Origin of the sequence: Halomonas sp. A11-A, from assembly GCF_003182195.1 — a bacterium.
Classification (GTDB): domain Bacteria; phylum Pseudomonadota; class Gammaproteobacteria; order Pseudomonadales; family Halomonadaceae; genus Halomonas; species Halomonas alkalicola.
In genome coordinates this window covers 39,221-65,346 of sequence record NZ_QGTM01000017.1, presented here as the reverse complement: position 1 = coordinate 65,346, position 26,126 = coordinate 39,221, and the positions used below count along the sequence as shown (strand labels likewise).

Sequence of the window (26,126 nt, the reverse complement as noted above, 5' to 3'; positions counted from 1 at the left end):
TGGCTCAATGCCGTGCCTGAGCGCCGTAGGAATCCCCTTCCTTTCCGCCGTTGGCGGCAGCTGCCTAAGCAGCTGAGGGAGGGGAGGACGTCAAGGTTCTTTCGAATGGTTGGTTCGGCTTTTTTCAGCGGATGTTGATGGTGCACTGCGGTAAGCTGATAAAACTTTCGACTAGGCACGAGGACACCACGCCATGTGGCGCAATACCCGTACCGGCTGGGGCATCGTCAGCATCATCCTGCACTGGCTCAGCGCCGTGACCATCGTGGGCCTCTTCGCGCTGGGATGGTGGATGACCGGGCTCGGGTATTTCGATGCCTGGTACAACCTCGCCCCCTGGTGGCATCGCTCCATCGGGATGCTGCTGCTGTTCGCCACCCTGCTGCGCCTCGCCTGGCGCTTCGTGAACCCCACGCCGGCGGCCCACGGCAGCCGGCTCGAGCGTCTGGCCGCTCATCTGGGCCACGTGCTGCTCTACGTGCTGCTGCTGGTGGTGCTGGTCAGTGGCTACCTGATCTCCACGGCGAGGGGCCGCGGCATCAGCGTGTTCGACTGGTTCGAGGTGCCGGCGCTGATCAGCCGCCTGCCCAACCAGGAGAGCATCGCCGGCGAGATCCACTGGTATGCCGCCGTGGCACTGATGGTACTGGCCGCGGGCCACGTGCTGGCCGCTCTCAAGCATCATTTCCTGGATCGCCAGGATACCTTGACCCGCATGCTCAATCCGGCGCGATCCCGTCGCCCCTGAGCCGCGCTCAACCCCCGCAAGACACATCGTCAATCGACAAGGAGAGTGACCATGTTCAAGAAGACCGCCCTCGCCACCGCCCTCGGTGCCGTTGCCCTGGTGGGCGTAAGCCAGGCCCAGGCCGCCGACTACGTGGTGGATACCGAAGGCCAACACGCCTTCGTCCAGTTCAAGATCAACCATCTCGGCTTCTCCTACATCCTCGGCAACTTCGAGTCATTCACCGGCCAGTTCTACTACGACGCGGACAATCTCGAGGCCTCCAGCGTCGAGATGGAAGTGGACGTGACCAGCCTGAACACTAACCATGCCGAGCGTGACCGTCACTTCCTCTCCGACGACTTCCTCAGCGCCGGCACCTACCCGACCGCCACCTTCGTCTCCACCGGCTTCGAGCCGAGCGGCGACAACGAAGGCATCCTGACCGGCGAGCTCACCCTCAAGGGCGAGACCCGCGAGATCGAGATGCCGGTGACCCTGGTGGGCGAGGGCGAGGACCCCTGGGGCAGCTACCGCGCCGGCTTCGAGGGCAGCACCATGCTGACTCTGGGCGACTTCGGCATCGACATGAGCGCCTTCCCGGAAGTGATGCATGAGCTTGAGCTTTACGTCACCTTCGAGGGCGTGCGCCAGTAAGGCGACTCGGCGGCCAGGCCAGGCTCCCTCGCGACCCAGCAAAGCGACCCCCCGGGCCAGTGCCCGGGGGGTCGACGTTTACGGGGAGTGGCCCGATCGATCCGGACCTTTGGTTCAGCGCGTCTCGTTGAGCACGGCGTCGGGGAAGTGACGGCGCAGGATGCGGTTCTGGAAGTCGTCGACGAACCGGCTGTTGATGATGATGATGAAGCGCTCGAAGGGCGCGCTGGGGTCCAGCTGACGGATGCCGTCCACGCTGTGGAAGAGGCGATCGTCGCGCAGGTGCAGGATGTCACCCGGGGCCAGGGTGATATCGGTCAGCGGTCGGGTGCCGGCCTTGTCGGCATAGAGATGATTCTCTGCGCCGGTGACGTTTTCGCGGTTCATCACCAGGATGCTCAGCGCCTTGCAGCCATCGGCATGTATTCCCTGCCCCTGCAGCGGGTCGACCTGCCCCTCGCCGCGCACCCCGGTGATCTGCATCAGGATCGGCTCGCGGGGCCCGATCCCCCACAGGTGGGCCCAGGCACGGACGAAGGCCCTGACGTCGGGCCGAGACAGGAACTCGCCGGTCAGCGGCTCGTAGTAACGCAGCCGGTCGGCCATGCTCTCGGCGTCGTTGAAGGCGCCGCCCTGCGCCATCGGACACTCCCCCATGAGCTCCATGCTTCCCTGGTCATCGAGGCACAGCCAGGACATGCGCTTCCAGCGCCGGTTGACGTAGGGGTCGCGGGGCAGATCCGCCAGGAAGGCCTGCCAAGCCACCAGGTCGACTCGCTGGCGAATGTCGGTGAGGCTCCAGTCGCGCGCCTCCAGATCCCGTGTGACACCGGGGTTCCAGTAGTCGCTCAACGAATTGGCGGGCATGGAGGTCAGGTCGTAGCCATGCTTGAGGGTATCGAGTTTCATCGGTCGTTCTCCTTGGGGTGGGCGGAATTGCCCGGTGTTGCCGGCCCTATGGCCGCTCAACGGTGAGACTGCGCAACGCTATGCAAACAAATGATGGCTTCTTGTTTCATTGTTTTGCATTGAAGCTACAGGTTTAGGTCATGAATTTGCTTGAGGCGTCAAGTCGCTCGGAGGAGGGAGGTTCGTAGGAGATAAACGACAAAGCGGTGTAGGATGAAGGTCGAAGACCCCGCAAGAGGCGCGTGCAGCGCCCATGATGATCCCCCATTGGCGAGAGACGAATGATTGGACGAGATCGCCGCTTCCTGCGCTGGCTGAGGCACAGGCTGACGCAGCTGCTGGATCGGCTTCCCGAGAGGAGTCGATCCGCTGCTGTGGCCGGCGGCGAAGCCGAGGTGGTGCGCCGGCAGTATCTGGAGAGCGAGCAGCGCTTTCGCGCCCTGCTGGAGAGCCTGCCGAAGGTGGCGGTTCAGGGGTATGACCGGGATCGTCGGGTGATCTACTGGAATGACGCCAGCGCCCGCCTGTATGGCTTCACCGCCGAGGAGGCCCAGGGGCGTCTGCTGGAGGAGCTGATCATCCCCCCCTGGATGCGTGAGGGGGTCATCCAGGCCCATAGCGCCTGGGTGGAGGAGGGCCAGGAGATCCCCGCCGATGAGCTGGAACTGCAGCACAGGAGCGGTGAGCTGGTGCCGGTCTTCTCACACCATGTGATGCTCAATGAGCACACCGCCGACCCGCTGATGTTCTGCGTGGACGTCGACCTCTCCGACCAGAAGCGTGCTCACAGGGAACTGGACTTCGCGACCCGCTTCGATCGCCTGACCCACCTGCTCAACCGCCATGGTTTCGAGGAACAGCTGGACCAGTCGCTGGCGGAGTGTCGTCGTCAGGAGCGCTCCCTGGTGCTGGTCTACCTCGACCTCGACCACTTCGTGGAGATCAACGATGCGCTGGGATACGGCCAGGGGGACCAGCTACTGGTGGAGCTGGCCAATCGCCTGAACCGGGAGCGTCGCGGCACCGATATCTTGTCTCGGGTCTCCAGCGACGAGTTCGTGATTGCCTTCCCGGGCATCCGTGATCCGGACGACATTCCCCGCCTGGTGCGCAAGGTGGAGGAGGTCATGCGGGCGCCCTTCCTCCTCGAGGAGCGCCGCTGCAAGCTGAGCGCCTGCCTCGGGGTCGCCATCTTCCCCGGCAACGGTGAGACGGCCGGCGAACTGATCCGCAACGCCGATGTCGCCAAGAACCGCGCCAAGCTCGCCGGTCAGGGGCAGGTGGTCTACTTCAACCAGCAGCTTCACGACGAGCTGCTCCACCAGCATCGTCTCTCCGACCGCCTGGAGCGTGCGCTGGAGGCGGGGGAATTCGTTCTTTACTACCAGCCCCAGGTGTCGGCCTCAAGCGGCCAGGTCGAGAACCTCGAGGCCCTGCTGCGCTGGATACCGACGGAGGGGCCGGCCGTCTCGCCGGCCGAATTCATTCCCCTGGCCGAGCGCTCGGAGCTGATTCACCGCATCGGCGACTGGGTGCTGGAAGAGGCGTGTCGCCAGCGGTCCCGCTGGCGCGAGGCCGGCCTCGGCCTGGAGCGCATCGACATCAACTTCTCGGGCCGACAGATCAAGCGACCCGGTGTCTTCGCGCACTTCGAGGCCTGCGTGGAGCGCTACGGCCTGGGGCCCCGGGACATCGGCATCGAGCTCACCGAGAATGTCCTGATCGAGGCCGACGACGCCACCCTGGCGGGGCTGCGCCGTCTCCACCATCGCGGTTTTCGCATCGCCATCGACGACTTCGGCACCGGCTACTCGTCGCTGAGCTACCTCAAGCGTTTCCCCGTCACCGCCCTGAAGATCGATCGCACCTTCGTGCGTGATGCGCCTAACCAGCCCGAGGATCGGGCGATCATGGAAGCCACGGTCTTCATCGGCCACCGGCTCGGGCTCGAGGTGGTGGCCGAAGGGGTGGAGAACCGCGAACAGCTCGAGCTGGTCCGGGAGATGCGCTGCGATCTGGTGCAGGGTTACTACTTCTTCCGGCCCATGGCCGCGGCGGACATCGAACGCCTGCTGGCTGGGATGGTGCCTGGCAGCGCCGACCTCTCGAGCTGAGAGTCCCCTCCCTTTTGCGTAGAATACGGCGTCTCCTCCCGGCTCAGGATTTCCCGTGACGCAATCCCGCTCCTCCGACGCCCTGGGCGTGACCCTCTGGCGGCAGACCTGGCCCATGACCATCGGCGTGCTGGCGCTGCTCGGCTTCCAGCTGGTGGACAGCGCCTTCATCGCCCGCCTGGGCACCGCGCCGCTGGCCGCCCAGTCCTTCACCTTTCCGCTCTCCTTCCTGATCATCGGCATCCAGGTGGGACTCGGCATCGCCATCGCGGCGCTGATCTCCAGGGCTCTGGGCGCCGGCCAGGAGGCCCGCGCCCGCCGGCTGGGCAGCCTGGTGCTGCTGATCGGCACCGCCACCATCGCGCTGCTGGCGCTGCTGCTGTGGGCGGTCCAGGCGCCGGTGTTCGGCCTGCTGGGTGCCGATGCGGCCACCCGCGAGCTGATCCGCGGCTACTGGGCGCCGCAGCTGCTGTCTGCCTGGCTGGGGGCGGGGCTCTACTTCGGCTACAGCCTGTTCCGCGCCCACGGCAATACCCGCCTGCCGGGCACCCTGATGGTGGTCACCAGCCTGGTCAACCTGGTGCTGGACCCGCTGCTGATCTTCGGCATCGGCCCCTGGGAGGGGCTGGGGCTGCCCGGAGCGGCCTGGGCCACGGTGGCCGCCTTCGGCGTGGGCCTTGTGGTGCTGGGGCGGCACCTTCGTCATACCGACTGGCTGTGCTGCGAGGGGCTGGGCCAGGAGATGCGCGAGTCGGCGCGCCCCTTCGCCGCCATCGCCGGCCCCGCCATGCTCAGCCAGCTGATGCCGCCGCTGGCCGCCATGCTGGCCATCACGGCAGTGGCGGGGCTCGGTGAGGCCTCGGTGGCGGCCTGGGGCCTGGCCAGCCGCCTGGAGACCCTCTCGCTAATGGTGGTGCTGGCCATGACCATGTCGCTGCCGCCCTGGCTCGGGCGCTGCTACGGCGCCGGCGACTGGGGCCAGGTGCACCGCCTGCTGCGCCTGGCGCTCAGGGTGATCGTGGTGTGGCAACTGGGGCTTGGCCTGCTCATGGCCCTGGCCGCCCCCTGGGTGGCGCTGGCGCTCTCCGGCAACCCCGAGGTGCGCGACGACCTCGCCACCCTGATCCGCTTCCTGCTGCCCAGCTACGCGGCGCTTGGGGTGTGCATGATCGTGGTCTCGGCCGGCAACGCCCTGGGCTGGCCGCTGCGTGCCATGCTGATGTCCGCCGCCCGGCTGTTCCTCTTCTACCTGCCCTGCCTGTGGCTGGGCGCCCACCTCGGCGGCCTGCCGGGGCTTGCCGCCGGCGCCGCGGCAGGCAACCTGCTGGCTGGATTGGCCGCCTGGCGGGTGCTGCGGCGCATCCTGGCGAGCCCAAGGCGCCGCGCGACCCGGGAGGCCGGGCCCGCCGCCTCCCCTTGACCGTCTGACCCCTTGGTCGTTCGACCGCTTGACCCGAGTCACGACAAGGGGTTACACGGCGGTGCAGCGTGGCACCCTGTGGCCGGCTCAGGCATCATGGGGGGTAGATCACAGGAGGGGCCAAGATGACGCCAAACGAACTCACCGGGCTGATCCTGGCGGGCGGCCAGGGGCGCCGCATGGGCGGCGTGGACAAGGGGCTGGTGGCCTTCCACGGCCGCCCCCTGGTGGCCCATGTGCGCGAGCGCCTGGCCGGCCGGGTCGCCGAGGTGCTGATCAACGCCAACCGCAGCCAGGCGGAGTACGCTGCCCTGGGGGATCGCGTCATCGAGGACGCCGAGGGCGGCTTCCAGGGCCCATTGATGGGCATCTACAGCGGGCTGCGCGCCGCCGCGACCCCCTGGCTGGTGGTGGTGCCCTGCGACACCCCCGCGCTGCCCGAGGAGCTGGTGGCGCGCCTGGTGGCGGGCCTGGGCGATGCCGATATCGCCGTGGCCTGCGACGGTGAGCGCCTGCACCCGGTGGTGGCGCTGATCCGCACGGCACTGGCCGATGACCTCGCCGCGGCGCTGGCCGGCGGCGAGCGCAAGATCGACCGCTGGTACGCTCGCCACGCCTGGTGTCGCGTCGACTTCTCCGACTGCCCGGCGGCCTTCGCCAACCTCAACACCGACGACGAGCGACAGTACCTGGAAGCCAGCCTCGCGAGCCCCGACCCATGAGCGCGACCCACGACCCCAACCCGATACCGAGCGCTGCGCCGCTGCCGCTGGACGCCTCGCTGCCGCTGCTCGGCATCGCGGCGTGGAGCGGCACCGGCAAGACCACCCTGCTCGAGGCCCTGCTGCCGCGCCTGGCCGAGCGCGGCCTGCGCGTCGCGGTGATCAAGCACGCCCACCACACCTTCGACGTCGACCAGCCCGGCAAGGACAGTCACCGCCTGCGCCAGGCCGGTGCCGCCCCCATGCTGGTGGCCTCCCGGGAGCGCCTGGCGCTGATGATGGAGACCCCCGGCCAGCAGGAGCCCGACCTGGCCCGGCTGGTGGCGCTGGTGGCCACCCAGGCGCCGGACCTGGTGCTGGTGGAGGGCTTCAAGGCCTGGCCGCTGCCCAAGCTCGAACTGCATCGCCCGGCCCTGGGCAAGCCCCTGCGAGTGGCCGAGGACCCCTGGGTGAGGGCGGTGGCCTCGGATGCGCCCCTGGCGCTGCCGGAAGGTGTCGAGGCACTGGATCTCAATGACCTCGCCGCCCTGGCCGAGTGGATCGCCGCCTGGCCGGTGCGCTGGCCCGCGGAGCGCCGGCCCCGTGCCCAGGCCCTAGGAGTCACCGCGCCATGACCCTCTCCTGCTTCGAACTGGGCGAGCGGATGCTGGCCGTTGAGGAGGCCCGGGCGGCGGTGCTCGCCCTGGTGGCGGGGCCGCTGCCCGCCGAGCTCGTCCCCCTGGCGCAGGCCCACGGCCGGGTGCTGGCCGAGGACGCCATCTCGCCCATTGCGGTGCCCCAGAACACCAACTCCGCCATGGACGGCATCGCCCTGGCCTGGCCCGCCGCGCCCGGCGAGGATTGCGCCCCCGTGACACGCTTTCGCCGGGTCGTCGAGCTCCACGCCGGCCAGACGCCCGCTGGACCCCTGGCCCCCGGCGAGTGCGCCGGCATCACCACCGGCGCGCCGCTGCCCCCCGGCGCCGACACCGTGATCATGCGCGAGCAGCTGGCGGACGAGCAGGGCGCCGATGGCACCCGCTGGGCCATCGTCGATCGCCCCGAGCGGGTCCGGCGCGGCCAGAACGTGCGCCGCGCCGGCGAGGATATCGCCCGCGGCGCCCTGGCGCTGGCCGCCGGCACCCGCCTGGCCGCCGCTGAGCTCGGCCTGCTGGCCTCGCTGGGGCTCGCCGAGGTGGCGGTGCATCGCCGCCCGCGGGTGGCGCTCTTCTCCACCGGCGACGAGGTCACCGCCCCCGGCCAGCCGCTGCCCGCGGCGGGCATCTTTGACGCCAACCGCTTCAGCCTGATGGCGCTGGCCGCCGAGCACGGCGCCGAGGTGCTCGACCTCGGCATCCTGCCCGACGCCCGCGACGCCATCGCCCAGGCCCTTGCCCGGGCCGCCGATGAGGCGGACCTGGTGATCACCAGCGGCGGAGTCTCGGTGGGCGACGCCGACCACACCCGGGCGGCGCTGGTCGAGCAGGGCGAGCTCGGCTTCTGGAAGATCGCCATCCGCCCCGGCCGTCCCCTGGCCTGCGGGCGCCTCGGTCCCCGGGGCGTGCCCTTCCTGGGCCTGCCCGGCAACCCGGTGGCGGCCATGGTCACCTTCCGCGAGTTCGCCGCTCCGCTGCTGGCCAGGTTGCAAGGTCAGCTGCAGGGTCAGCGGCAGGGCAGCGCGGCCGCGGCGCCCGAGCGACTCACCGCCCTGGCCGACCAGGCACTCGCCAGTCGCGTCGGGCGCGTCGACCTGATGCGCGGCGTCTACCGCTGCGACGCCGACGGGCGGCTGCGGGTCGCCGTCACCGGCGCCCAGGGCTCCGGCATCCTCTCCTCCATGGTCCAGGCCAACTGCTTGATCGAGATCGCCGCCGAGCGCGCCGCCGTGGCCGCCGGCGAGGCGGTGACCATCCAACCCCTGTTCCGTTTTCCGTGAGGCATCGACCATGTCACTGACCCATCTCAACGCCCGCGGCGAGGCCCATATGGTCGACGTCGCCGACAAGCCGGAGAGCCGCCGGGAGGCCACCGCCTCCGGCCGTATCCGCATGCTGCCCGAGACCCTGGCGCTGCTCGCCGAGGGCGGCCTGCCCAAGGGCGACGTGCTGGCCACCGCGCGCATCGCCGGCATCCAGGCCGCCAAGCGCACCCACGAGCTGATCCCGCTCTGCCATGCCCTGGCGCTGTCGAAGGTGGCCATCGACTTCACCCTCAACGAGGCCGAGAGCTGCGTGGAGGTCTCCGCCACCTGCCGGCTCAACGGCCGCACCGGGGTAGAGATGGAGGCCCTCACCGCCGTCTCGGTGGCCTGCCTGACCCTCTACGACATGTGCAAGGCGGTGGACAAGGGCATGGAGATCGATGCCATCCGCCTCGACACCAAGACCGGCGGCAAGTCCGGCGACTATCGCCGTGGGCAGGCCCTGGGCGAGGGGGCGGGAGAGGGCGCCGTGGTCACCGGCGCCGAGGGCCCCATCGTCACCGGTGAGGGGCACAGCGGCCAGGTGGCGCTGGGCAGCCGCTGCGATATCGCCGCCCCCTGCATCCGCGTCAAGTGCCTGGCGGAGCTGCGCGAGCGTCTCGGCGTGGGCGAGATTGCCGTGCCGCTCACCGACCTGCCGCGGGCCGATGTCGCCGGCCTCAAGGCGGCCCTCACATCGCTGGATGCGCGCTTTGCAGGCCTCAATGAGGGGCGGGTGCTCTGCGCGGTTAACCAAGTGATGGCCGGCGACGATACCCCCCTCACCGATGAGGACGAGGTGGCCTTCTTCCCCCCCGTCACCGGAGGCTGAACGATGAACCCAGCCCAGATGATTCGTGTGCAGGAGGCTCCCTTCGATGCGGGGGCCGAACAGCACGCGCTGCTTGCCGGGCGCACCGATATCGGAGCGGTGGTCTGCTTCACCGGCCTGGTGCGCGACTTCAATGAACGCCCGCAGGTCACCGCCCTGACCCTCGAGCACTACCCCGGCATGACCGAGGCGGCCCTCGCGGCCATCGTCGACGAGGCGCGGGGCCGCTGGCCGCTGGGCGGGGTGCGGGTGATCCACCGGATTGGACGCCTGGCCCCCGGAGACCCTATCGTGTTGGTGGCGGTGGCCAGCGCCCATCGACGGGCGGCCTTCGAGGCCTGTGATTTCATCATGGACTACCTCAAGACCCGCGCCCCCTTCTGGAAGAAGGAGCACGCCAGCGACGGCGACTACTGGGTCTCGGAGCGTCACTCCGACCACGAGGATGCCGGCCGCTGGACGACCTGATTCGCGCGACACGCACGAGGGACGACAATGACAACGCTGCCCCAGGCACTGATCGACGACTTCGGCAGGCGCGTACGCTACGTGCGCCTCTCGGTCACCGACCGCTGCGATTTTCGCTGCGTCTACTGCATGAGCGAGGAGATGACCTTCCTGCCTCGCGCCCAGGTGCTGACCCTGGAGGAGCTCGCCCTGGTGGCCCGGGCCTTCGTGGAGCTCGGGGTGGAGAAGGTGCGCCTCACCGGCGGCGAGCCCCTGGTGCGGCGCGACATCGACCAGCTGGTCGCGCAGATCGGCACGCTGCCGGGGCTCAGGGACTTCGCCATGACCACCAATGGCGCGAGCCTGCCGAAGCTCGCCGGGCGGCTGCGCGAGGCGGGCCTGACCCGGCTCAATATCAGCCTGGACTCCCTGGACCCCGAGCGCTTCCGGGCCCTGACCCGCACCGGCGACCTCGCCCGGGTTATCGAGGGTATTCGCGCCGCGCGAGAGGCCGGCTTCTCGCGCATCAAGCTCAATGCGGTGATCCTCAAGGGGCGCAACGACGACGAGGTGATCGACCTGGTCGCCTTCGCCCGCGATGAAGGGCTCGATATCAGCTTTATCGAGGAGATGCCCCTGGGCGATGTCTCCGACCATCGCCGCGACGAGACCTACTGCTCCAGCGACGAGGTCCAGGCGCTGATCGAGACCCGCTACCCGCTGACCCCCACCACCGAGAGCAGCCTCGGCCCCTCGCGCTATTTCCGTATGGCCGACAGCGATACCCGGGTGGGCTTCATCTCCCCCCACAGCCACAATTTCTGCGCCACCTGCAACCGCGTTCGGGTCACCGTGGAGGGGCGGCTGCTGCTCTGTCTCGGCAATGAGCACTCGGTGGACCTGCGCCGTGTGCTGCGCGCCCACCCCGGCAATATCGACGCCCTCAAGCGGGCCATCGTGGCGGCCATGCCCCTCAAGCCCGAGCGCCACCACTTCACCACCGACGGCGACGTCCAGGTGGTGCGCTTCATGAACATGACCGGCGGCTGACGCCTCCTGCCTGGCCGCCTTTGCGGCCTTTTTTCGCCGGCCTCTGGCCGACCAGGGCGGGCATTTATTGCCCGCTTTTCTCGATGTGGGCGTGTGGCTTTCCTTGCCAATTCACCCATCATGCATATACTTTTCCTCTACACACACGCACAACATACACGCACAACCCGTCTCGTTTTATTCCGGTTCAGGAGGGGACCCATGTCCAGTGAATCCCTGGAGCGCATCGCTCGCAACAAGAACGTCGCTCGCGCCGCCGCTCGTCAGCTCAGCATGGAGCAGCTGCACAAGCTCTCCGAGGTGATCGTCGAGGTGATCGAGCAGAAGAAGGATGAGGAGCGCCGGCGCCAGGAGGAGGAACTCCAGAAGGAGCGCAAGCGCTCCGAGATCCTCGAGGCCATCAGCGAGGCGGGCCTCTCCGTCGACGACCTGGTGCTCGAGCCGCCGCGTCGCAAGCGTGGCCGTCCGCCGAAGAACGCCACCAAGGCGTGAGTAGGGCCTGACAGCCAGAGGAAAGAAAGCCGCTCAATGAGCGGCTTTCTTTTTCCCTTTCGGCAACTCAGTGCCTGGCGTGTTGACTACCCCAGCTCGTTGGCGGAGGGCGCCTCCACGGCCAGTATCTGCAGGTGAATCTCCGGCAGGCGGCGCAGGTGATCCGCGAACCAGCCCATCAGGCGCGGCTGCAGCGCCAGGCGCAGCTCCGCCAGGGTATCCCCCGCCAGTGTCTCCAGGGTCTCGTCCAGCCAGTCGGTGAAGGCCTCCTCGTCGATGGGGCTGGCCTGGCTGGCGTCCAGCATCAGCCGGCCGATGCGCGTCCAGCCCCCCTCGCCGGTGGCGGCCACCGACAGCGCGAGATAGAGGCTGCCGTGGCGCGGGCCCTGGTTCGGGCCGGCCAGGCCGGGCAGCGGGGCCACGGCGTTCTGGCTGACGATGCAGGGGGGCTGGGGGTGGCGGGAGACCAGGGAGAGCCCCTCGGCGTCCAGGCGGATCAGATCGCCGTTGAGGGGGGTCAGCGGGGCCTGGATACCCAGCGTCTCGGCCAGCTCCCGGTGGGCCTGCTGATGGCGAGGCTCGCCATGCACCGGCAGCAGGTGGCGCGGTTTCACCCAGCCGTAGAAGGTGCGCAGCTCCTCCTGGGCGGGGTGGCCCGAGGCGTGCAGCTCCGGGTGGCTGAATTCGTCGAGCAGGGTCACCCCCAGCCGCTTGAGGCCGCTCTTGAGCCGCTCGATCAGGAGCTCGTTGCCGGGAATCGCCTTGGCCGAGAAGATCACGCTGTCTCCCGTGCCGAGCTCCATGGCGTGGTGGCGGCCGCGGGCCAGGCGGCTGAGCGCCGCCCGGGGCTCGCCCTGGCTGCCGGTGGCGATCACCAGCACCTCGTTGGGGGGCAGGTAGCCGAGGTCCGAGACGGGCACCAGGGGCGGGAAGTCGTCCAGGTAGCCGAGGCCCCGGGCCACCGCCACCATGCGCTCCATGGAGCGCCCCATCAGGCTCACCCGGCGACCGTTGCGCTGGGCGGCGCGGCCGATGGCCAGCACCCGCGCCAGGTTGCTGGCGAAGCAGGAGACTACCACGCGCCCCTCGCAGCGGGCGATGGTGTGCTCGAGTGCCCGTGCTACCTCGCCCTCGCTGCGCGAGTGACCCGGTATGGGGGCATTGGTGGAGTCGCCCACCACCAGGTCCACCGGCGCGATGGCGCGGAAGGCGCTCGCCGACATCGGCCGGCCGATCAGCGGCTCGGGGTCGAGCTTCCAGTCGCCGGTATGCAGCAAGCGGTGCTCGCCGGCGGCCAGCAGCAGGGCGCAGCTCTCGGGGATCGAGTGGGTCAGCGGCAGGTAGCGTAGGGTGAAGGGGCCGGTCTCCAGCGCCTCGCCGGGCTCGATCACCCGGATGGCGTCGGTGGCCAGGCCCCGCTCGATGAACTTCGCCCGCAAGAGACCGGCGGCCAGGGGCGTGGCGTGGATGGGGCAGCCCCACTTCGGCCACAGCCAGGCGGCAGCGCCGATATGGTCCTCGTGGCCGTGGGTGATGATCAGCGCCTGGGGGCGGATGCCGAGGGCGCTAAGGGTATCGAGGTTGGGCACCTGCAGCGGGCTGTCGGGGAGGTCCTGGCGGATCATCATGCCGCAGTCCACCGCGATCCACTCGTCCTCGGGGCCCCTCTCTCCCGTCCCCCGCTCTCCAAACCCATAGAGACTCAGGTTCATGCCGATCTCGCCACAGCCGCCCAGCGGCAGGAAGTGCAGGGGAGGGCGGCGGCGGGGGCGAATCTGGACTCTGGGCTGTGGCATCGGCAGGCGCGGGCTCGGAAAGTGTTACATCACTATACGGGAAGGCCCAGGGCAGCCACAACGACGCGCAGGGCCAGTCAGGGTGGCGATTCTTCGGGGCTGATCCGGCGACGTGTCACTTCGGGGGCGCCATGAACCCTTCCCTGGGGGCTACCTAGACCATCCCTGGTCCACGGACCCCTTGTGACCCGTCCCCGGCGCCCCTCTTGCGCCTCTGACGTTGTCCCTTAATGCGCAATCAGTCGCCCCACGTGTTCCCTTGATGTGCCTCGATGGCGGTTGGATGCCGGAACCTGCTGTTTTCGCTACAATGCCGCACCCCGATTCCAGCCCAAGCCCAAAGCCAAGCCCCCAACGCCAAACCAAGAGGCACGCCATGTCACACTACTACCGCCTGGTGGTCTCCTGCCCCGACCGCGTGGGCATCGTCTCCCGGGTCTCCGGGTTCATCGCCGGCCACGGCGGCTCCATCACCGAGGCGAGCCAGCACTCGGATCTCGAGACCGGGCGCTTCTTCATGCGCTACGAGATCCTGGCCGACTCCATCGGCATGCCCCCCGAGGCGCTGCGCGAGGCCTTCGCCCCCATCGCCGCCGAGTTCGACATGACCTGGGCGCTCACCGACACCCGCAACCGCTCCCGAGTGGTGCTGATGGTCTCGAAGGAGTCCCACTGCCTGGTGGACCTGCTCTACCGCTGGACCGCCGGCGAGCTCGACTGCGACATCGCCGCGGTGATCTCCAACCACGAGACCATGCGCGGCCTGGTGGAGTGGCATGAAATTCCCTACCACCACGTGCCGGTGCAGCCCGATCAGAAGCAGGCCGCCTTCGACGAGGTGGTGCGCCTGGTGGATGACGTGCGCGCCGACTGCGTGGTGCTGGCCCGCTACATGCAGATCCTGCCGCCGTCGATCTGTGAACGCTACGCCGGCCGGGTGATCAATATCCACCACAGCTTCCTGCCCTCCTTCGCCGGCGCCAAGCCCTACCACCAGGCCTACGAGCGCGGCGTGAAGCTGATCGGCGCCACCTGCCACTACGTCACCGAGGAGCTCGATGCCGGCCCCATCATCGAGCAGGACATCCACCGCGTCAGCCACTGCCACACCCCTGGCGACCTGGTGCGCTTCGGCCGCGACGTGGAGAAGGCGGTGCTGGCCCGCGGGCTGCGCTGGCACCTAGAGGATCGCGTGCTGATCCATGGCAACAAGACCATCGTCTTCGCCTGATCGGGCGAGACGCGGGTCGACGAGAGGCGCTCCATGTCCTTCTCCCAAGCGGTGCTCGCCCCCTGGCTGCTGGTGCTCTGCGCGCTGGTGTCGCTCGCGCTCTACGGGCTGGCGCTGGCCCAGCGCCCCTGGCGGGCGCTCTTCGCCGACACCGCCCTGCAGCACCGCTGGCTCGCCGCCAGCGTGGCGGTGCTGCTGATGTGGCAGCTGCGCGCCCAGGCGGTGGAGTGGCTCTCCCTGCACCTGATGTTCACCGCGCTGTTCACTCTGGTCTTCAAGGCCCCGCTGGCGCTGGTCACGATCCTGATCGTCAACCTCGCGGCGGTGGTCACCGGGCGCGTCGACTGGCCGCTGCTCGGCGTCAACCTGCTGGTCACCGGCGTGATGCCGACGCTGGTCACGGTGCTGATCTGGCGCCTGGTAGACCGCCGCCTGCCCGACAACCTGATGGTCTTCCTGTTTGTCTGCGGCTTCTTCGGCGCCGCGCTCTCCACGCTGGCCGCGGGGCTCGTCGCCGTGGGGCTGATGATGCTCGGTGCCGATGACGCCCACGCCCTCTACCAGGCCATGGAGTACGCCCGCTTCCTGCCGCTGTTGATGCCCTCCGAGGCCTTCATCACCGGCATGCTGATGGCGATCCTGCTGGTCTACCACCCGAGCTGGGTCGCCACCTTCAACGACCATCGCTATATCGATACGAAGTAGCGCTCGGCGCTATAGCGCCAGCACCAGCTGGCGCCGCTCGGCCTCCGGCTGCAGGCGGGCGCCGACGCCGAGCAGGCGCACGGGGCGGCGGCGGCGCTCCCAGGCCTGCTCCAGCAGGCCCTGGTAGCTGGTGGGGGAGGGGGCCAGGCCGCGGCTCTCCAGGGTGGTCAGGCCGAAGTCGTCGAAGCGCACCTTCACCATCAGCCCGGCCAGCGGCGGGTGGCCGTGGCGGGCCAGGCGCTCCTCCAGGCGCTCGCAGAGCGGGGCCAGGGCCTCGCGGCAGCTGGTGAGGTCGGGCAGGTCCCGGGCGAAGGTGGTCTCCACGCTGATCGACTTGCGCTCTCGCTCCAGGCGCACCGGACGCTCGTCGATGCCCCGCGCGAGCTCGAAGAGCCGCTTGCCGAACTTGCCGAAGGTCTCCAGCAGACGCTCCAGCGGCACCTGGCGCAGCGCCGCGCAGGTGGTGATGCCCATGGCCTCCAGGCGCGCCTCGGTGGCGGGGCCCACTCCGTGGAGCTTCTTCACCGGCAGGGCGGCAAGGAAGGCCTCCAGGCGCTCCGGGGTGATCACCGTCAGGCCGTCGGGCTTCTCCCAGTCGCTGGCGATCTTGGCCAGGAACTTGTTGGGGGCCACCCCCACCGAGAGGGTGATGCCGGTGCGCGCCAGGCACTCCTGCTTGAGCCAGCGGGCCATCCAGGTGGCGCTGCCGGAGAAGCGCTCCACCGCGCTGACGTCGAGGAAGGCCTCGTCCAGGGAGAGGGGCTCCACCAGGGGGGTAAGCTCGTGGAAGATCGCCTGTATCTGCTGCGACACCTCGCGGTACCTGTCGAAGTTGCCGGGCAGCAGGGTGAGCTGGGGGCAGAGGCGCAGCGCCCGGGCGGTGGGCATCGCCGAGTGGATGCCGAAGGCCCGGGCGGGGTAGTTGCAGGTGGCAATCACCCCGCGCCGTTCGGGGCTGCCGCCGATGGCCAGCGGCACCTCGGCCAAGGCGGGGTTGTCGCGCATCTCCACCGCCGCGAAGAAGCAGTCGCAGTCGGCGTGGAGGATCTTTCTCACGGCACGGGCTCGGGAAATGCCTAGCCCAGCGCCTGGCCGCTGCCGCCGCGAATGACGCCGACGCCGATGCCCTCGATCTCCAGCGCCTGATGGCGCAGGTCCACCTCGATGGGGGCGAACTCGGGATTCTCGGCGCTCAGGGTGACCACGTGGCCGCGGCGGGCGAAGCGCTTCACCGTCACCTCCTCCTCCAGGCGCGCCACCACGATCTGGCCGTCGCGGACCCGCTCGGTGCGGTGCACGGCGAGCAGGTCGCCCTCCAGGATGCCGACATCCTTCATGGAGAGGCCGCGCACCCGCAGCAGGTAGTCCGCCCGGGGCGTGAAGTACTCCGGGGGCAGGGGGCAGTAGCGGTCGATATGTTCGGCGGCTAGTATCGGGCTGCCCGCGGCCACCTCGCCGATGATCGGCAGTCCCTGCGGGGCATCGCCCTCGGTGGCGGGCTCCTGCTCCTGGGCGGGCAGGCGGATGCCCCGGGAGGTGCCGGCGATCATGCGGATGGCGCCCTTCTTCTCGAGGGCGCGCAGGTGCTCCTCGGCGGCGTTGGGCGAGCGGAAGCCCAGGGCCCGGGCGATCTCGGCCCGGGTGGGGGGATAGCCGAGCTCCTGGATGGTCTTGATGATGAAGTCATAGACGTTCTGCTGGCGCTGGGTGAGGGGGCGTGCCATGCGACCTCCGAAGCGGAAAGCGGCGACTGGGTGGATGCGTCAGTGATCAAGTATACAGCATGTTGTTCCATCCAGTAATTCGGATGGTGCGCGCGTCCGGTGCTGTCGATAGAACAGTCGATAGGACAGTCGATAGAACATACTGTTTAAAACGGCTCTGCCCTGGGAGCATTGAGCCAGATCCCGCGGCTGGCGTACAATGCAGCTACGTTTGAAACAGCCGTTTATTACCGGGACTCCTTCGATGGCCCAGACCGACACCGTCACCCGCATCCTCGATACCGCCGAGGTGCTGTTCGCCGAACGCGGCTTTGCCGAGACCTCGCTGCGCACCATCACCAGCAAGGCCAGGGTCAACCTGGCCGCGGTGAACTACCACTTCGGCTCCAAGAAGTCGCTGATCCAGGCGGTGTTCTCCCGCTACCTCGACCCCTTCACCGAGCGCTTCCACCGCGCCCTGGACGAGCTCCAGGCGCGCTACGGCGACGAGGTGATCCCTCTCGAGGAGCTGCTCGAGACCATGGCGCGCAGCGTGCTGGAGGTGCCCGCCGAGCGCAACAGCCTCAAGGTCTTCATGCGCCTTCTGGGGCTTGCCTACAGCCAGGCCCAGGGCCATCTGCGCCGCTACATCCAGGAGGAGTACGGCAGCGTCTTCACCCGCTTCACCGAGCTGGTGCGCCAGGCCACCCCCGAGCTGCCCGACGCCGAACGCTTCTGGCGCCTGCACTTCGTGCTCGGCACCGTGATCTTCACCCTTTCCGGCCTTGACGCCCTGCGCGATATCGCCGAGAAGGATTATGGGGAGCACGTCACCGTGCGCGACCTGATCCGCCGCCTGCGTCCGGTGGTGGTGGCCGCCATGCAGGCCCCGCTGCCGGCGCCCCAGGCAGCCCAGGCAGCCCAGGCCTGAGCGGCCGGCCATCTCGCCGGAGCCGCCCCGAGAGGCTGGCGGCGTTGGCGTATCTGTCACTGCCGCGCGCTTTGCCCTAGAATCTGGCCCCTTTCAGCTCTATCTGCGAAGAATCTCTGTTTGCAACAAGCCAAGGAAGCGAACATGACCCAGCTCGGTCCGGTGATGCTTGACCTGGAAGGCACCTCCCTCACCGCCCAGGAGCGCCGACTGCTGGCGCGCCCCGAGGTGGGCGGGGTGATCCTCTTCGCCCGCAATACCGAATCGGCCGAGCAGGTCTGCAAGCTCTCCCGCGCGATCCGCGCGGTGCGCCCGGAGCTTCTGCTGGCCATCGACCAGGAGGGCGGCCGCGTGCAGCGGCTGCGCCAGGGGGTCACCCGGCTGCCGGCCATGGCGCGCCTGGGGGCGGGCTTTTACGAGCGTCCCGAGGTGACCCGGCGGCTCTGCCAGGACGCCGGCTGGCTGCTGGGCATGGAGATGGCCGCCTGCGGGCTGGACCTCAGCTTCGCCCCGGTGCTCGACGTCGACGACGGCACCTCGTTGGTGATCGGCGACCGCAGCTTCTCCGCCGACCCCGAGGTCGTCGCGGCCCTGGCTGGCGCCTTCGTCGATGGCCTCCACGAGGCCGGCATGGTCGCCGTGGGCAAGCACTTCCCCGGCCACGGCGGCGTGGCGGCGGACTCCCACCATGAGCTGCCCGTGGACCCGCGCCCGCTCGAGGCCCTGCGCGAGCGCGATCTCGTGCCCTTTTCTCGTCTCGCCGGCCGCCTCGACGGCGTGATGCCGGCGCACGTGGTCTACTCCGCCTTCGACCCGCGCCCCGCCGGCTTCTCGCCCGCCTGGCTCGGCATGCTGCGCCAGAGCCTCGGCTTCAAGGGCGTGATCTTCTCCGACGACCTGAGCATGGCCGGCGCCGCCAGCGCCGGCAGCCCCGCCGAGCGGGCGCTGGCCGCCCTGGATGCCGGCTGCGACATGCTGCTGGTCTGCAACGACCGCGTCGCGGCGCTGGAGGTGATCGAGGCCTGCCGCGAGCGCCCGGGGGCCAGCCGCCTCACCCGGCTGCGCTACGCCCGCGCTCGCCCGGCGCTTGCAAGCCTCACCGCGCTCTCCCGCTGGCGCCGAGTCCACGCCCACCTCGAGGCCCTGGCCTGAGTTCAAGTTTCCACTTCCGATACCCTTCGACCACGAGCCACCGAAATGCCCAAACTCGATGCCGATTTTCACCCGTCCCTCGCCGACATGCGCGAGGTGATGGACAACGCCGACTGCCTGATCACCCAGGAGGCCGTGGAGCGCGCCCTGGACCGCATGGCAGCCGAGATCACCCGCGACCTGGGCGAGAAGCTGCCGGTCTTCTACTGCGTGATGAACGGCGGCCTGATCACCACCGGCCACCTGTTGCCGCGCCTCGGCTTCCCGCTGGAGGTGGACTACCTGCACGCCACCCGCTACCGCGGCGGCACCCGCGGCGGCGAGCTGTTCTGGCGAGTCTCCCCGGAGGTGCCCATGGCCGGCCGCCACGTGGTGATCGTCGACGATATCCTCGACGAGGGCGCCACCCTCGCCGCCATCCTCGACTACTGCCGCGAGGCCGGCGCCGCCAGCATCTCCACCGCGGTGCTGGTCGACAAGCGGCACGACCGCAAGGCGGTGCCTGGCCTCAAGGCCGACTACTGCAGCCTCGAGGTCGCCGACCGCTACGTCTTCGGTTTCGGCATGGACTACAAGGGCTACTGGCGCAACGCCCCCGGCATCTTCGCCCCCAAGGGGATGTAGGGGTCAGAGCAGGAAGAACCTTCCATAGGCCGCCATCAGCGGCTCCCCGCCCAGCAGCGCGATCCAGCCGGCCAGCGCCAGGTAGGGGCCGAAGGGCATGGGGGCGCCGCGCAGCCGCGGCACCGCCAGCTGCACCAGGATGCCGATGATGGCGCCGATCCCCGCAGAGAGGATCAGCAGCAGTGGCAGGGCTTGCCAGCCCATCCAGGCGCCCAGCGCCGCCAGCAGCTTGAAGTCGCCGTAGCCCATGCCCTCCTTGCCGGTGATCAGCTTGAACGCCCAGTAGAAGCTCCACAGCACGAGATACCCCGCCATGGCGCCGATCACCGCGCTTTCCAGCATCAGCGGCTGGAACAGCAGCTGGTAGGCGAGCCCCGCCCACAGCAGCGGCAGGGTGAGGATGTCCGGCAGGAGCTGGGTACGCAGGTCGATCACCGCCATGGCGAGCAGTGCCAGGCAGGCCCCCAGCACGAAGAGCCCCTGCCAGCTCGGCCCGAACAGCGCCACCACCGCAAGCGCGAGCGCCCCGCCGGCCAGCTCCACCAGAGGGTACTGGGGGCTGATGGCCGCGTCGCAGTTCGCGCAGCGCCCGCGGCGCTTGAGCCAGCCCACCACGGGCAGGTTGTCGTGCCAGGCGATGGGGGTCTCGCAGCTCGGGCACATCGAGCGCGGCGTGGCCAGGTTGAATTCCGGCTGCGTCTCACTCGGGAGCTCCAGCGCCTCGCGGGCCTCGGCCCGCCAGCCCAGCATCAGCATCACCGGCAGGCGGGTGATCACCACATTGAGGAAGCTGCCCAGGCACAGGCCGATGAAGGCAGCGAGGGGGTAGAGCAGGGAAGGGGGCAGATCCAGCACCATCAAATCACCGACCCCAGTTCGAAGATCGGCAGGTACATCGAGATGACGAGCCCGCCGACGAGCACGCCCAGCACCACGATGATGAAGGGCTCCAACAGGGAGGTGAGGGTGTCGACCATGTTGTCGACCTCCTCCTCGTAGTAGTCCGCCACCCGGTTGAGCATGGCGTCCAGCGAGCCCGCCTCCTCGCCGATGCCGACCATCTGCACCGCCAGCGGCGGGAAGCGCTCGGTCATGCGCATGGCAAAGTTGAGCTGCTGGCCGGTGGCCACGTCCTCGCGAACCTGCACCACCGCGCGCTCGTAGACCTTGTTGCCGGTGGCGCCGGCGGCGGTGTCCAGCGCCTCCACCAGCGGCACCCCGGCGCCGAAGGTGGTGGCGAGGGTGCGCGAGTAGCGCGCCACCGCGGACTTGTCGAGGATCTGGCCGATCACCGGGATCTTCAGCGACCAGGCATGCATGCGATAGGCGAAACTCTCCGACTTCTTCACGCCGGTGCGGATCAGGAAGATCAAGGCGGCCGCGCCCAGCAGCCCCCACCACCAGTACTGCTGGGCGAACTCGGAGAGGGCGATGGTCATGCGGGTCATGGCGGGCAGCTCCGCGCCGAAGCCATGGAACAGGCTCTCGAACTGCGGCACCACCTTGATCAAGAGCAGGGCGGTGACCCCGATGCCCACCGTGATCACCGCCGCGGGGTACCAGAGCGCCTTCTTCACCCGCCCCTTGAGCGACTCCACCTTCTCCTTGTAGGTAGCGACCCGCTCCAGCATGCGATCCAGGGAGCCCGACTGCTCGCCGGCCTCCACCAGGTTGCAGAACAGGCGGTCGAAGTGCTTGGGGTGGCGCTTTAGGGCATCGGAAAACGAGGCCCCGGCGGCCACGTCGTTCATCACCTCCTGCACCAGGGCGCTCATGGCCGGCTTCTTGATGCTCTCTGCCACCACCTGGAAGGTCTGCAGCACCGGCACCCCGGCGCGGATCATGGTGGCCATCTGGCGGGCGAAGAGCATGATATCCCGGGGCTTGATGCGGCCCATGCCGCCGCCGAAGCCGCCCTTGCGCTTGATGCTCTTGACGATGATGTTCTGGCCCTGGAGGATGCGTTCCACCTCCAGCTTCTGGGTGGCGATGATCTCGCCCCCCACCTTGCGCCCGCCTGGCCCCTTGCCGCTCCAGTTCCAGCGATAGAGCTTGATCTCCTTCGCGGGGCTCAATTTCCTTGCTGTGGCCATGGTAGTTTCCCCTTCTTCCCTGTGGTGGTGGTCGGCTCTTGCGGCCGACTCGCTAGTCTTTGGTCACCCGGTTGATCTCGGCCAGGCTGGTGACGCCCTGCATCGCCTTCATCAGGCCGCTTCTGCGCAGGTCCGGGTAGCCCTCCTGGCGGGCCAGGTCGCTGAACTCCATGGAGTTGCCGTTCTTCATGATCAGCTGGCTCATGGCGTGGCTGATCGGCACCACCTCGTAGATGCCCATCCGGCCCTTGAAGCCCTTGGTGCAGTGCTTGCAGCCCACCGGCTCGAAGAAGGTGGCCTGGTGGATCTCTGCCTCCGTGAAGCCCTGGGCGGCCAGTGCCTCGCGGGGAATGTCCGCCGGCTGCTTGCAGTGCTTGCACAGCTTGCGCGCCAGGCGCTGGGCGATGATCAGGCTCACCGAGCTTGCGATATTGAACGGCGCCAGGCCCATGTTGGCCAGGCGGGTGAGGGTCTCGGCGGCGGAGTTGGTATGCACCGTGGAGAGCACCAGGTGGCCGGTCTGGGAGGCCTTCACCGCGATCTCGGCGGTCTCCAGGTCGCGGATCTCGCCCACCATCACCACGTCGGGGTCCTGGCGCAGGAAGGCGCGCAGGGCGCTGGCGAAGTCCAGGCCGATCTTGGGCAGCACGTTGACCTGATTGACCCCGGGCACCTTGATCTCCACCGGGTCCTCGGCGGTGCAGATATTGCGCTCCACCTCGTTGAGCAGGTTGATGCCGGTGTAGAGGGTCACCGTCTTGCCGCTGCCGGTGGGCCCGGTGACGAGTATCATGCCCTGGGGCTGGTTAAGCACCGTCTCGTACATGGTGCGCTGCTCCGGCGTGAAGCCGAGCTGCTCGATGCCGAGCTGGGCCGAGGCGGGGTCGAGGATCCGCAACACCACCTTCTCGCCATACACCGTGGGCAGCGAGTTGACGCGAAAGTCGATGGAGCGGGTCTTGGAGAGCCGGAGCTTGATGGCGCCGTCCTGGGGCAGGCGGCGCTCCGAGATATCGAGCCGCGACATCACCTTGAGGCGTGCGGCGATGCGGGTGCGCATGGCGAAGGGCGGGTGGGCCACGTCGTGCAGCATGCCATCGATGCGAAAGCGCACCCGGTAGCTGGTCTCATAGGGCTCGAAGTGGATGTCGGAGGCGCCGCGGTGGATGGCGTCGAGCAGGATCTTGTTGACGAACTTGATGATCGGCGCGTCTTCCCGGGCCGACTGCACATCGGCCTGGATATCCACCTCGCCGCTGCCATCCTCTTCGCCGGCGAAGCCCAGCTCGCCGATGGCGTCGTCCACCCCCTTGAGCGAATCGAGCATGCTCTTCTCGCTATTGGCGAGATAGCTCTCCAGTACCGGGCCGAGTTGGTCCACCGGGGCCAGGATCCCCTCCGGGGTCAGGCCGGTGGCGAACTGCAGCTCGTCGAGCTGGGCAAGCGTCGAGGGGTAGGGCACCGCCACGGTGAGCCGGTGGCCGCGCTGCACCAGCGGCAGCACCTTGAGCTTGCGCAAGATCTTCTCGGGGAAGGCATCGGCGCGGGGTAATGTCTCGGGGCGGATGGCGTCGAGGTCCATGATCGGCAGGCCATACTCCCAGGCCGCCGAGAGGGTGGCCTGGCGGGCGGAGACCAGCCCGGTGTCGATAACGTGCTCCAGCAGCGAGAGCTCACCCTCGCGAGCTTCTTCTTCTGCGCGCACCGCGGCGGCGGCGCTGATGCGCCCGTCTGCCACCAGCCGCCGCGCCAGGCCGCGCAGTCCCGCGGTGGCATCAAGGCGGGTGCTCTCCAGGGCCGTGCCCTGTGAAGAGCCCGGGAGCGGGGCGCTCGGCGGGGTGCGGTAGTCGTTCATGGGCGCTCGCTTGGCTTGCGTGGGCGGGGCGGCTTCATCTGGCCATTCTAGCCGCCCTCACCCCCGGCCGCCCAGCGTCGTACCACGCGGATTCAACCTTTTGGGGGATGCTTGTCCTACCGCTGACGGAGATTTCCTCGGCGGAGGCGATTTTCCTTGCAAGGTTGCAAAGCGTAACTTAATGTAAGTATAGGGTCGCGCCGGGCAGGGCGAGGCCCGTAGAGAGATGAAACGATTGGAACCGGTAAGCCAATGGTTAGTTATCTCTGGTGGGAGCCCGGTTCACCGGGCGATCAGCGGAGGTCAACGAGGCCAGAACACTTACCACCACAACCCCGCACGGGCGGCAAGAAGAAGGCATAGGCCAGACGGGCCACGGCGGACGCATCAAAAGGGGCAGGACCATGAAGAAGCAAGGGTTTAAAAAATACGTAAAGCGCGGCCAGGGCGGTTTTACCCTGATCGAGCTGATGATCGTGGTGGCGATTGTGGGGATCTTGGCGGCGATTGCGGTTCCGCAATACACTCAATATCGAGTCCGCGCAGAACATGCATCTAATTTATCCGAAATGAGTGCGGCAAAACAGGAGGTAGCAATTAACATTCAGGAAGGGAAGGACGCATGTGATGGCGTCGGGTTCTCATGCAGTGAGGCTGAGTCGTCTTTGACAAATGGCGACGGCGCTTCTCAAGCTGTTCTAACTTGGAATGCCGGTCCAGAATCCATTACTTGGACTGCTAACGAGCCTGGCGATAACGAGCCTGGCGATAACGAGCCTGGCGATAACGAGCCTGGCGATAACGAGCCTGACGAGCCTGACTAATAGGGGACAGACCCCCATTTCCCACCTAGCCCGGATATTGCACCGGAAATGAAAAAAGCGGCTGAAAATCAGAAATAGGGGACAGACCCTCATTTCTCACCTCATAAGGACTAATCGGGGACAGACCCCCATTTCTCACCTAGCCTGAACCACCCAGCGGTCGGCAGAGATGCCGGCCGCTGGTGTTTTCAGTTCCTTTTCAGGTAATCGCAGGTAATCGGGGGCAGACCCTGAGGAATCCCCAGGAAATAATCGGGGGTAATCGGGGACAGACCCCAATTTCCCCAGCATAAAGCAGCGGTCGGCAGAGATGCCGGCCGCTGTTTTTCTCCCCCCGGCTCGGCTAATCGGCGGCTAATCGGTAAGGCTAATCGGGGACAGACCCTGAGGAATCCCCAGGAAATAATTAAGAAAATCAGAATAATATGATTGAAAAGGCCTGCATGGGTCGGCATGTTGTAAGTCGCCAAACACACAACGATGCCGAAGGAGACCCATGCAGGCCCCTCGATTCTTGCATACTCTGCTGACGTCATCACTCACCGTGGTCCACGCCAAACGCCGGCAAGCGCTGCTTGACGTCGTCGGCGCACTGTTGGCCGAGCGTCGTCTCGGTGTGACGGCCTTGGGGCGTGCCTTGCCGGGACCGGCAGCCCCCAAGCATGCCATCAAGCGCGTCGATCGGTTGCTGGGAAATCATCACCTACATCAGGAACGGCCACTGTTCTACTGGCTCGTGGCCACCCTACTGATCGGCCACACCACGCGCCCGCTGATTCTGGTGGACTGGTCGCCGATCGATGACCGTGGACGGCGGTTCCTCCTGCGCGCCGCGGTTCCCTTTGCCGGACGTTCACTGCCGATTTTCGAAAAGGTCCACCACAAGGATGGCTGCCAGCACTGTGAAGCGTACTTGCTCGCAGCCTTGGCCGAGATTCTGCCCGACAATGCGACGCCGATCCTGGTCACCGATGCGGGCTTTCGTAATCCCTGGTTCGAGGCGGTTGAGGCGCGTGGCTGGTACTACGTCGGCCGGGTGCGTAGCCCGGTTCGCTGCCAGCTGCCAGGGCATGAGTGGCAGCCTGTGGTAGACCTGTTTCCACAAGCGACATCGGTACCGCGGGCGCTGGGTTCCGTGCAAATTGCTGAGAGCAATCCATTGACCACCCGCATGGTGCTCTATCATCGGCCGCCAAAGGGGCGCAAACATCGCAATAAGCGGGGTCAGGTCTCCCGCGACGCCCGCAGTCGGGCGATGGCCCAGCGCCAGAAGGAACCTTGGGTGCTGGTCAGCAACCTGCCGGAGCGCTCAACGTTGGCAGACAAGCTGGTCGCTATCTACCGGCAGCGCATGCAGATTGAAGAAGGCTTCCGTGACATCAAGAGCCCCTTGTTTGGACTGGGCTTCGGTATGCACCAGTCTCGCCAGGGCAAGCGCATCGAGATCCTGCTGCTGATCGCGATGCTGGCCAATGTCGTCGTGATGGCTGCCGGCCTGCATGTCCGCAACAGCGGTCAACAGCAACGCTACCAGAGCAACAGTATCCGGCACCGGAGTGTGCTCTCCGCGTGGCGGCTGGGCTTGGAATGGCTGCGGCGTCACCGTGCCAATGCTGCCCCATGGCCCTCATGGGAAATGCTCAAGGCAACCCTTCGTGAGGAGATCAGGAAGCAGGCCTTATGCAGCGACTAGCCGAAGTTCGTGGGGATCCGTCAGGGACAGACCCCCATTTCCCACCTAGCCTGAAGCAGTACCTCCAGCGGTCGGCAGAGATGCCGGCCGCTGGTGTTTTCGGCTAATCGGGGACAGACCCCATTTCCCACCGGCCGCTGGCGATTCCTGCCAGCGCTGGCGATTCCTGCCAGGCTGCGATACATTAATCACATGTATCACAAGAGGCGA

At 67.8% G+C, this 26,126-nt stretch carries 25 protein-coding genes; 18 read left to right on the top strand and 7 right to left on the bottom strand.

What is annotated here, in order from left to right; translation table 11 throughout:
* The first annotated feature begins 193 nt into the window (after positions 1-193).
* Both DER72_RS11365 and DER72_RS11360 read left to right on the top strand, forming a co-directional pair.
* Complete coding sequence (locus DER72_RS11365; RefSeq protein WP_110070103.1) at positions 194-748, top strand: cytochrome b; 555 nt, start codon at positions 194-196, stop codon at positions 746-748.
* A 51-nt stretch (positions 749-799) separates the two neighbouring features.
* A complete protein-coding gene (locus DER72_RS11360; protein ID WP_110070102.1) occupies positions 800-1,384 on the top strand; it encodes a YceI family protein in 585 nt (194 codons plus the stop codon).
* A 114-nt stretch (positions 1,385-1,498) separates the two neighbouring features.
* Here the strand turns inward: DER72_RS11360 and DER72_RS11355 are convergent, their stop codons facing one another.
* Positions 1,499-2,293 carry a 2OG-Fe dioxygenase family protein gene (locus DER72_RS11355; RefSeq protein WP_110070101.1) on the bottom strand — a complete coding sequence of 265 codons (795 nt, stop codon included), beginning with the start codon at positions 2,291-2,293 and terminating at the stop codon, positions 1,499-1,501.
* Positions 2,294-2,574: 281 nt separating this feature from the next.
* Here DER72_RS11355 and DER72_RS11350 point away from each other — a divergent pair, with 281 nt between their 5' ends.
* The 9 genes from DER72_RS11350 (at position 2,575) to DER72_RS11310 (ending at position 11,309) form a co-directional block, all read left to right on the top strand.
* Positions 2,575-4,407 (top strand): bifunctional diguanylate cyclase/phosphodiesterase, encoded by a 1,833-nt coding sequence (locus DER72_RS11350; protein ID WP_110070100.1) that lies wholly within the window; start codon positions 2,575-2,577, stop codon positions 4,405-4,407.
* A gap of 115 nt (positions 4,408-4,522) precedes the next feature.
* Positions 4,523-5,827 (top strand): MATE family efflux transporter, encoded by a 1,305-nt coding sequence (locus DER72_RS11345; protein WP_110070108.1) that lies wholly within the window; start codon positions 4,523-4,525, stop codon positions 5,825-5,827.
* 125 nt (positions 5,828-5,952) lie between these two features.
* On the top strand, positions 5,953-6,549 hold the full coding sequence (mobA, locus tag DER72_RS11340) for a molybdenum cofactor guanylyltransferase MobA (protein ID WP_110070099.1): 597 nt from the start codon (positions 5,953-5,955) through the stop codon (positions 6,547-6,549).
* Positions 6,546-7,163 (top strand): molybdopterin-guanine dinucleotide biosynthesis protein B, encoded by a 618-nt coding sequence (gene mobB / locus DER72_RS11335; protein WP_110070098.1) that lies wholly within the window; start codon positions 6,546-6,548, stop codon positions 7,161-7,163. Before mobA ends, mobB begins: the two co-directional genes overlap by 4 nt.
* Positions 7,160-8,464, top strand: coding sequence for a gephyrin-like molybdotransferase Glp (gene glp, locus DER72_RS11330; protein WP_110070097.1), 1,305 nt, complete (start codon positions 7,160-7,162; stop codon positions 8,462-8,464). The genes mobB and glp overlap by 4 nt, the downstream gene beginning before the upstream one ends.
* A gap of 10 nt (positions 8,465-8,474) precedes the next feature.
* The gene (moaC, locus tag DER72_RS11325) at positions 8,475-9,320 is read left to right on the top strand and encodes a cyclic pyranopterin monophosphate synthase MoaC (RefSeq protein WP_110070096.1); all 846 of its coding nucleotides are present in this window, start codon (positions 8,475-8,477) and stop codon (positions 9,318-9,320) included.
* 18 nt (positions 9,321-9,338) lie between these two features.
* Positions 9,339-9,788, top strand: a complete 450-nt coding sequence (gene moaE, locus DER72_RS11320; RefSeq protein ID WP_110070107.1) for a molybdopterin synthase catalytic subunit MoaE — start codon at positions 9,339-9,341, stop codon at positions 9,786-9,788.
* A gap of 36 nt (positions 9,789-9,824) precedes the next feature.
* Positions 9,825-10,817, top strand: a complete 993-nt coding sequence (gene moaA, locus DER72_RS11315) for a GTP 3',8-cyclase MoaA (protein ID WP_110070106.1) — start codon at positions 9,825-9,827, stop codon at positions 10,815-10,817.
* 201 nt (positions 10,818-11,018) lie between these two features.
* Complete coding sequence (locus tag DER72_RS11310) at positions 11,019-11,309, top strand: hypothetical protein (RefSeq protein WP_110070095.1); 291 nt, start codon at positions 11,019-11,021, stop codon at positions 11,307-11,309.
* An 86-nt stretch (positions 11,310-11,395) separates the two neighbouring features.
* Here the strand turns inward: DER72_RS11310 and DER72_RS11305 are convergent, their stop codons facing one another.
* Complete coding sequence (locus tag DER72_RS11305) at positions 11,396-13,021, bottom strand: ribonuclease J (protein WP_110070105.1); 1,626 nt, start codon at positions 13,019-13,021, stop codon at positions 11,396-11,398.
* 460 nt (positions 13,022-13,481) lie between these two features.
* Between DER72_RS11305 and purU the strand changes: the two genes are divergently transcribed.
* Together purU and DER72_RS11295 are read left to right on the top strand one after the other, a co-directional pair.
* A complete protein-coding gene (gene purU, locus DER72_RS11300; protein ID WP_110070094.1) occupies positions 13,482-14,336 on the top strand; it encodes a formyltetrahydrofolate deformylase in 855 nt (284 codons plus the stop codon).
* Between the two features lie 33 nt (positions 14,337-14,369).
* Entirely contained in the window at positions 14,370-15,041 is a 672-nt protein-coding gene (locus DER72_RS11295; RefSeq protein ID WP_110070093.1) for an energy-coupling factor ABC transporter permease, read from the top strand.
* Positions 15,042-15,050: 9 nt separating this feature from the next.
* Here DER72_RS11295 and dinB read toward each other — a convergent pair whose 3' ends face one another.
* Both dinB and lexA read right to left on the bottom strand, forming a co-directional pair.
* Complete coding sequence (gene dinB / locus DER72_RS11290) at positions 15,051-16,097, bottom strand: DNA polymerase IV (RefSeq protein ID WP_110070092.1); 1,047 nt, start codon at positions 16,095-16,097, stop codon at positions 15,051-15,053.
* Positions 16,098-16,117: 20 nt separating this feature from the next.
* Positions 16,118-16,765: a transcriptional repressor LexA gene (lexA, locus tag DER72_RS11285; protein ID WP_110070091.1), complete on the bottom strand. Its 648-nt coding sequence runs from the start codon at positions 16,763-16,765 to the stop codon at positions 16,118-16,120.
* A 244-nt stretch (positions 16,766-17,009) separates the two neighbouring features.
* Here lexA and DER72_RS11280 point away from each other — a divergent pair, with 244 nt between their 5' ends.
* The 3 genes from DER72_RS11280 to DER72_RS11270 all read left to right on the top strand — a co-directional run bounded on the left by DER72_RS11280 (position 17,010) and on the right by DER72_RS11270 (position 19,451).
* Positions 17,010-17,675 (top strand): TetR/AcrR family transcriptional regulator, encoded by a 666-nt coding sequence (locus DER72_RS11280; protein ID WP_110070090.1) that lies wholly within the window; start codon positions 17,010-17,012, stop codon positions 17,673-17,675.
* Positions 17,676-17,819: 144 nt separating this feature from the next.
* Positions 17,820-18,827, top strand: a complete 1,008-nt coding sequence (gene nagZ / locus DER72_RS11275; protein ID WP_110070089.1) for a beta-N-acetylhexosaminidase — start codon at positions 17,820-17,822, stop codon at positions 18,825-18,827.
* Between the two features lie 45 nt (positions 18,828-18,872).
* A complete protein-coding gene (locus DER72_RS11270) occupies positions 18,873-19,451 on the top strand; it encodes a hypoxanthine-guanine phosphoribosyltransferase (protein ID WP_110070088.1) in 579 nt (192 codons plus the stop codon).
* A gap of 3 nt (positions 19,452-19,454) precedes the next feature.
* Here the strand turns inward: DER72_RS11270 and DER72_RS11265 are convergent, their stop codons facing one another.
* From DER72_RS11265 to pilB, 3 genes are read right to left on the bottom strand one after another with little or no spacing between them, the layout of a single operon-like run.
* Positions 19,455-20,309 (bottom strand): A24 family peptidase, encoded by an 855-nt coding sequence (locus DER72_RS11265; RefSeq protein ID WP_110070087.1) that lies wholly within the window; start codon positions 20,307-20,309, stop codon positions 19,455-19,457.
* Complete coding sequence (locus DER72_RS11260; protein ID WP_110070086.1) at positions 20,309-21,544, bottom strand: type II secretion system F family protein; 1,236 nt, start codon at positions 21,542-21,544, stop codon at positions 20,309-20,311. Before DER72_RS11260 ends, DER72_RS11265 begins: the two co-directional genes overlap by 1 nt.
* Before the next feature lie 52 nt (positions 21,545-21,596).
* Entirely contained in the window at positions 21,597-23,399 is a 1,803-nt protein-coding gene (gene pilB / locus DER72_RS11255) for a type IV-A pilus assembly ATPase PilB (protein WP_110070085.1), read from the bottom strand.
* 404 nt (positions 23,400-23,803) lie between these two features.
* Here pilB and DER72_RS16610 point away from each other — a divergent pair, with 404 nt between their 5' ends.
* Both DER72_RS16610 and DER72_RS11245 read left to right on the top strand, forming a co-directional pair.
* On the top strand, positions 23,804-24,223 hold the full coding sequence (locus tag DER72_RS16610; protein WP_110070084.1) for a prepilin-type N-terminal cleavage/methylation domain-containing protein: 420 nt from the start codon (positions 23,804-23,806) through the stop codon (positions 24,221-24,223).
* 496 nt (positions 24,224-24,719) lie between these two features.
* Complete coding sequence (locus DER72_RS11245; RefSeq protein ID WP_110070083.1) at positions 24,720-25,916, top strand: IS4 family transposase; 1,197 nt, start codon at positions 24,720-24,722, stop codon at positions 25,914-25,916.
* The last annotated feature ends 210 nt before the right edge of the window (positions 25,917-26,126 follow it).

What these genes read in the sequence shown, in the direction of transcription:
- DER72_RS11365 (WP_110070103.1), top strand. Translation starts at nt 194, where the DNA reads ATGTGGCGCAATACCCGTACCGGCTGGGGCATCGTCAGCATCATCCTG.
- DER72_RS11360 (WP_110070102.1), top strand. Translation starts at nt 800, where the DNA reads ATGTTCAAGAAGACCGCCCTCGCCACCGCCCTCGGTGCCGTTGCCCTG.
- DER72_RS11355 (WP_110070101.1), bottom strand. Translation starts at nt 2,293, where the DNA reads ATGAAACTCGATACCCTCAAGCATGGCTACGACCTGACCTCCATGCCC.
- DER72_RS11350 (WP_110070100.1), top strand. Translation starts at nt 2,575, where the DNA reads ATGATTGGACGAGATCGCCGCTTCCTGCGCTGGCTGAGGCACAGGCTG.
- DER72_RS11345 (WP_110070108.1), top strand. Translation starts at nt 4,523, where the DNA reads ATGACCATCGGCGTGCTGGCGCTGCTCGGCTTCCAGCTGGTGGACAGC.
- mobA (WP_110070099.1), top strand. Translation starts at nt 5,953, where the DNA reads ATGACGCCAAACGAACTCACCGGGCTGATCCTGGCGGGCGGCCAGGGG.
- mobB (WP_110070098.1), top strand. Translation starts at nt 6,546, where the DNA reads ATGAGCGCGACCCACGACCCCAACCCGATACCGAGCGCTGCGCCGCTG.
- glp (WP_110070097.1), top strand. Translation starts at nt 7,160, where the DNA reads ATGACCCTCTCCTGCTTCGAACTGGGCGAGCGGATGCTGGCCGTTGAG.
- moaC (WP_110070096.1), top strand. Translation starts at nt 8,475, where the DNA reads ATGTCACTGACCCATCTCAACGCCCGCGGCGAGGCCCATATGGTCGAC.
- moaE (WP_110070107.1), top strand. Translation starts at nt 9,339, where the DNA reads ATGATTCGTGTGCAGGAGGCTCCCTTCGATGCGGGGGCCGAACAGCAC.
- DER72_RS11310 (WP_110070095.1), top strand. Translation starts at nt 11,019, where the DNA reads ATGTCCAGTGAATCCCTGGAGCGCATCGCTCGCAACAAGAACGTCGCT.
- DER72_RS11305 (WP_110070105.1), bottom strand. Translation starts at nt 13,021, where the DNA reads ATGAACCTGAGTCTCTATGGGTTTGGAGAGCGGGGGACGGGAGAGAGG.
- purU (WP_110070094.1), top strand. Translation starts at nt 13,482, where the DNA reads ATGTCACACTACTACCGCCTGGTGGTCTCCTGCCCCGACCGCGTGGGC.
- DER72_RS11295 (WP_110070093.1), top strand. Translation starts at nt 14,370, where the DNA reads ATGTCCTTCTCCCAAGCGGTGCTCGCCCCCTGGCTGCTGGTGCTCTGC.
- lexA (WP_110070091.1), bottom strand. Translation starts at nt 16,765, where the DNA reads ATGGCACGCCCCCTCACCCAGCGCCAGCAGAACGTCTATGACTTCATC.
- DER72_RS11280 (WP_110070090.1), top strand. Translation starts at nt 17,010, where the DNA reads ATGGCCCAGACCGACACCGTCACCCGCATCCTCGATACCGCCGAGGTG.
- nagZ (WP_110070089.1), top strand. Translation starts at nt 17,820, where the DNA reads ATGACCCAGCTCGGTCCGGTGATGCTTGACCTGGAAGGCACCTCCCTC.
- DER72_RS11270 (WP_110070088.1), top strand. Translation starts at nt 18,873, where the DNA reads ATGCCCAAACTCGATGCCGATTTTCACCCGTCCCTCGCCGACATGCGC.
- DER72_RS11265 (WP_110070087.1), bottom strand. Translation starts at nt 20,309, where the DNA reads ATGGTGCTGGATCTGCCCCCTTCCCTGCTCTACCCCCTCGCTGCCTTC.
- DER72_RS11260 (WP_110070086.1), bottom strand. Translation starts at nt 21,544, where the DNA reads ATGGCCACAGCAAGGAAATTGAGCCCCGCGAAGGAGATCAAGCTCTAT.
- pilB (WP_110070085.1), bottom strand. Translation starts at nt 23,399, where the DNA reads ATGAACGACTACCGCACCCCGCCGAGCGCCCCGCTCCCGGGCTCTTCA.
- DER72_RS16610 (WP_110070084.1), top strand. Translation starts at nt 23,804, where the DNA reads ATGAAGAAGCAAGGGTTTAAAAAATACGTAAAGCGCGGCCAGGGCGGT.
- DER72_RS11245 (WP_110070083.1), top strand. Translation starts at nt 24,720, where the DNA reads ATGCAGGCCCCTCGATTCTTGCATACTCTGCTGACGTCATCACTCACC.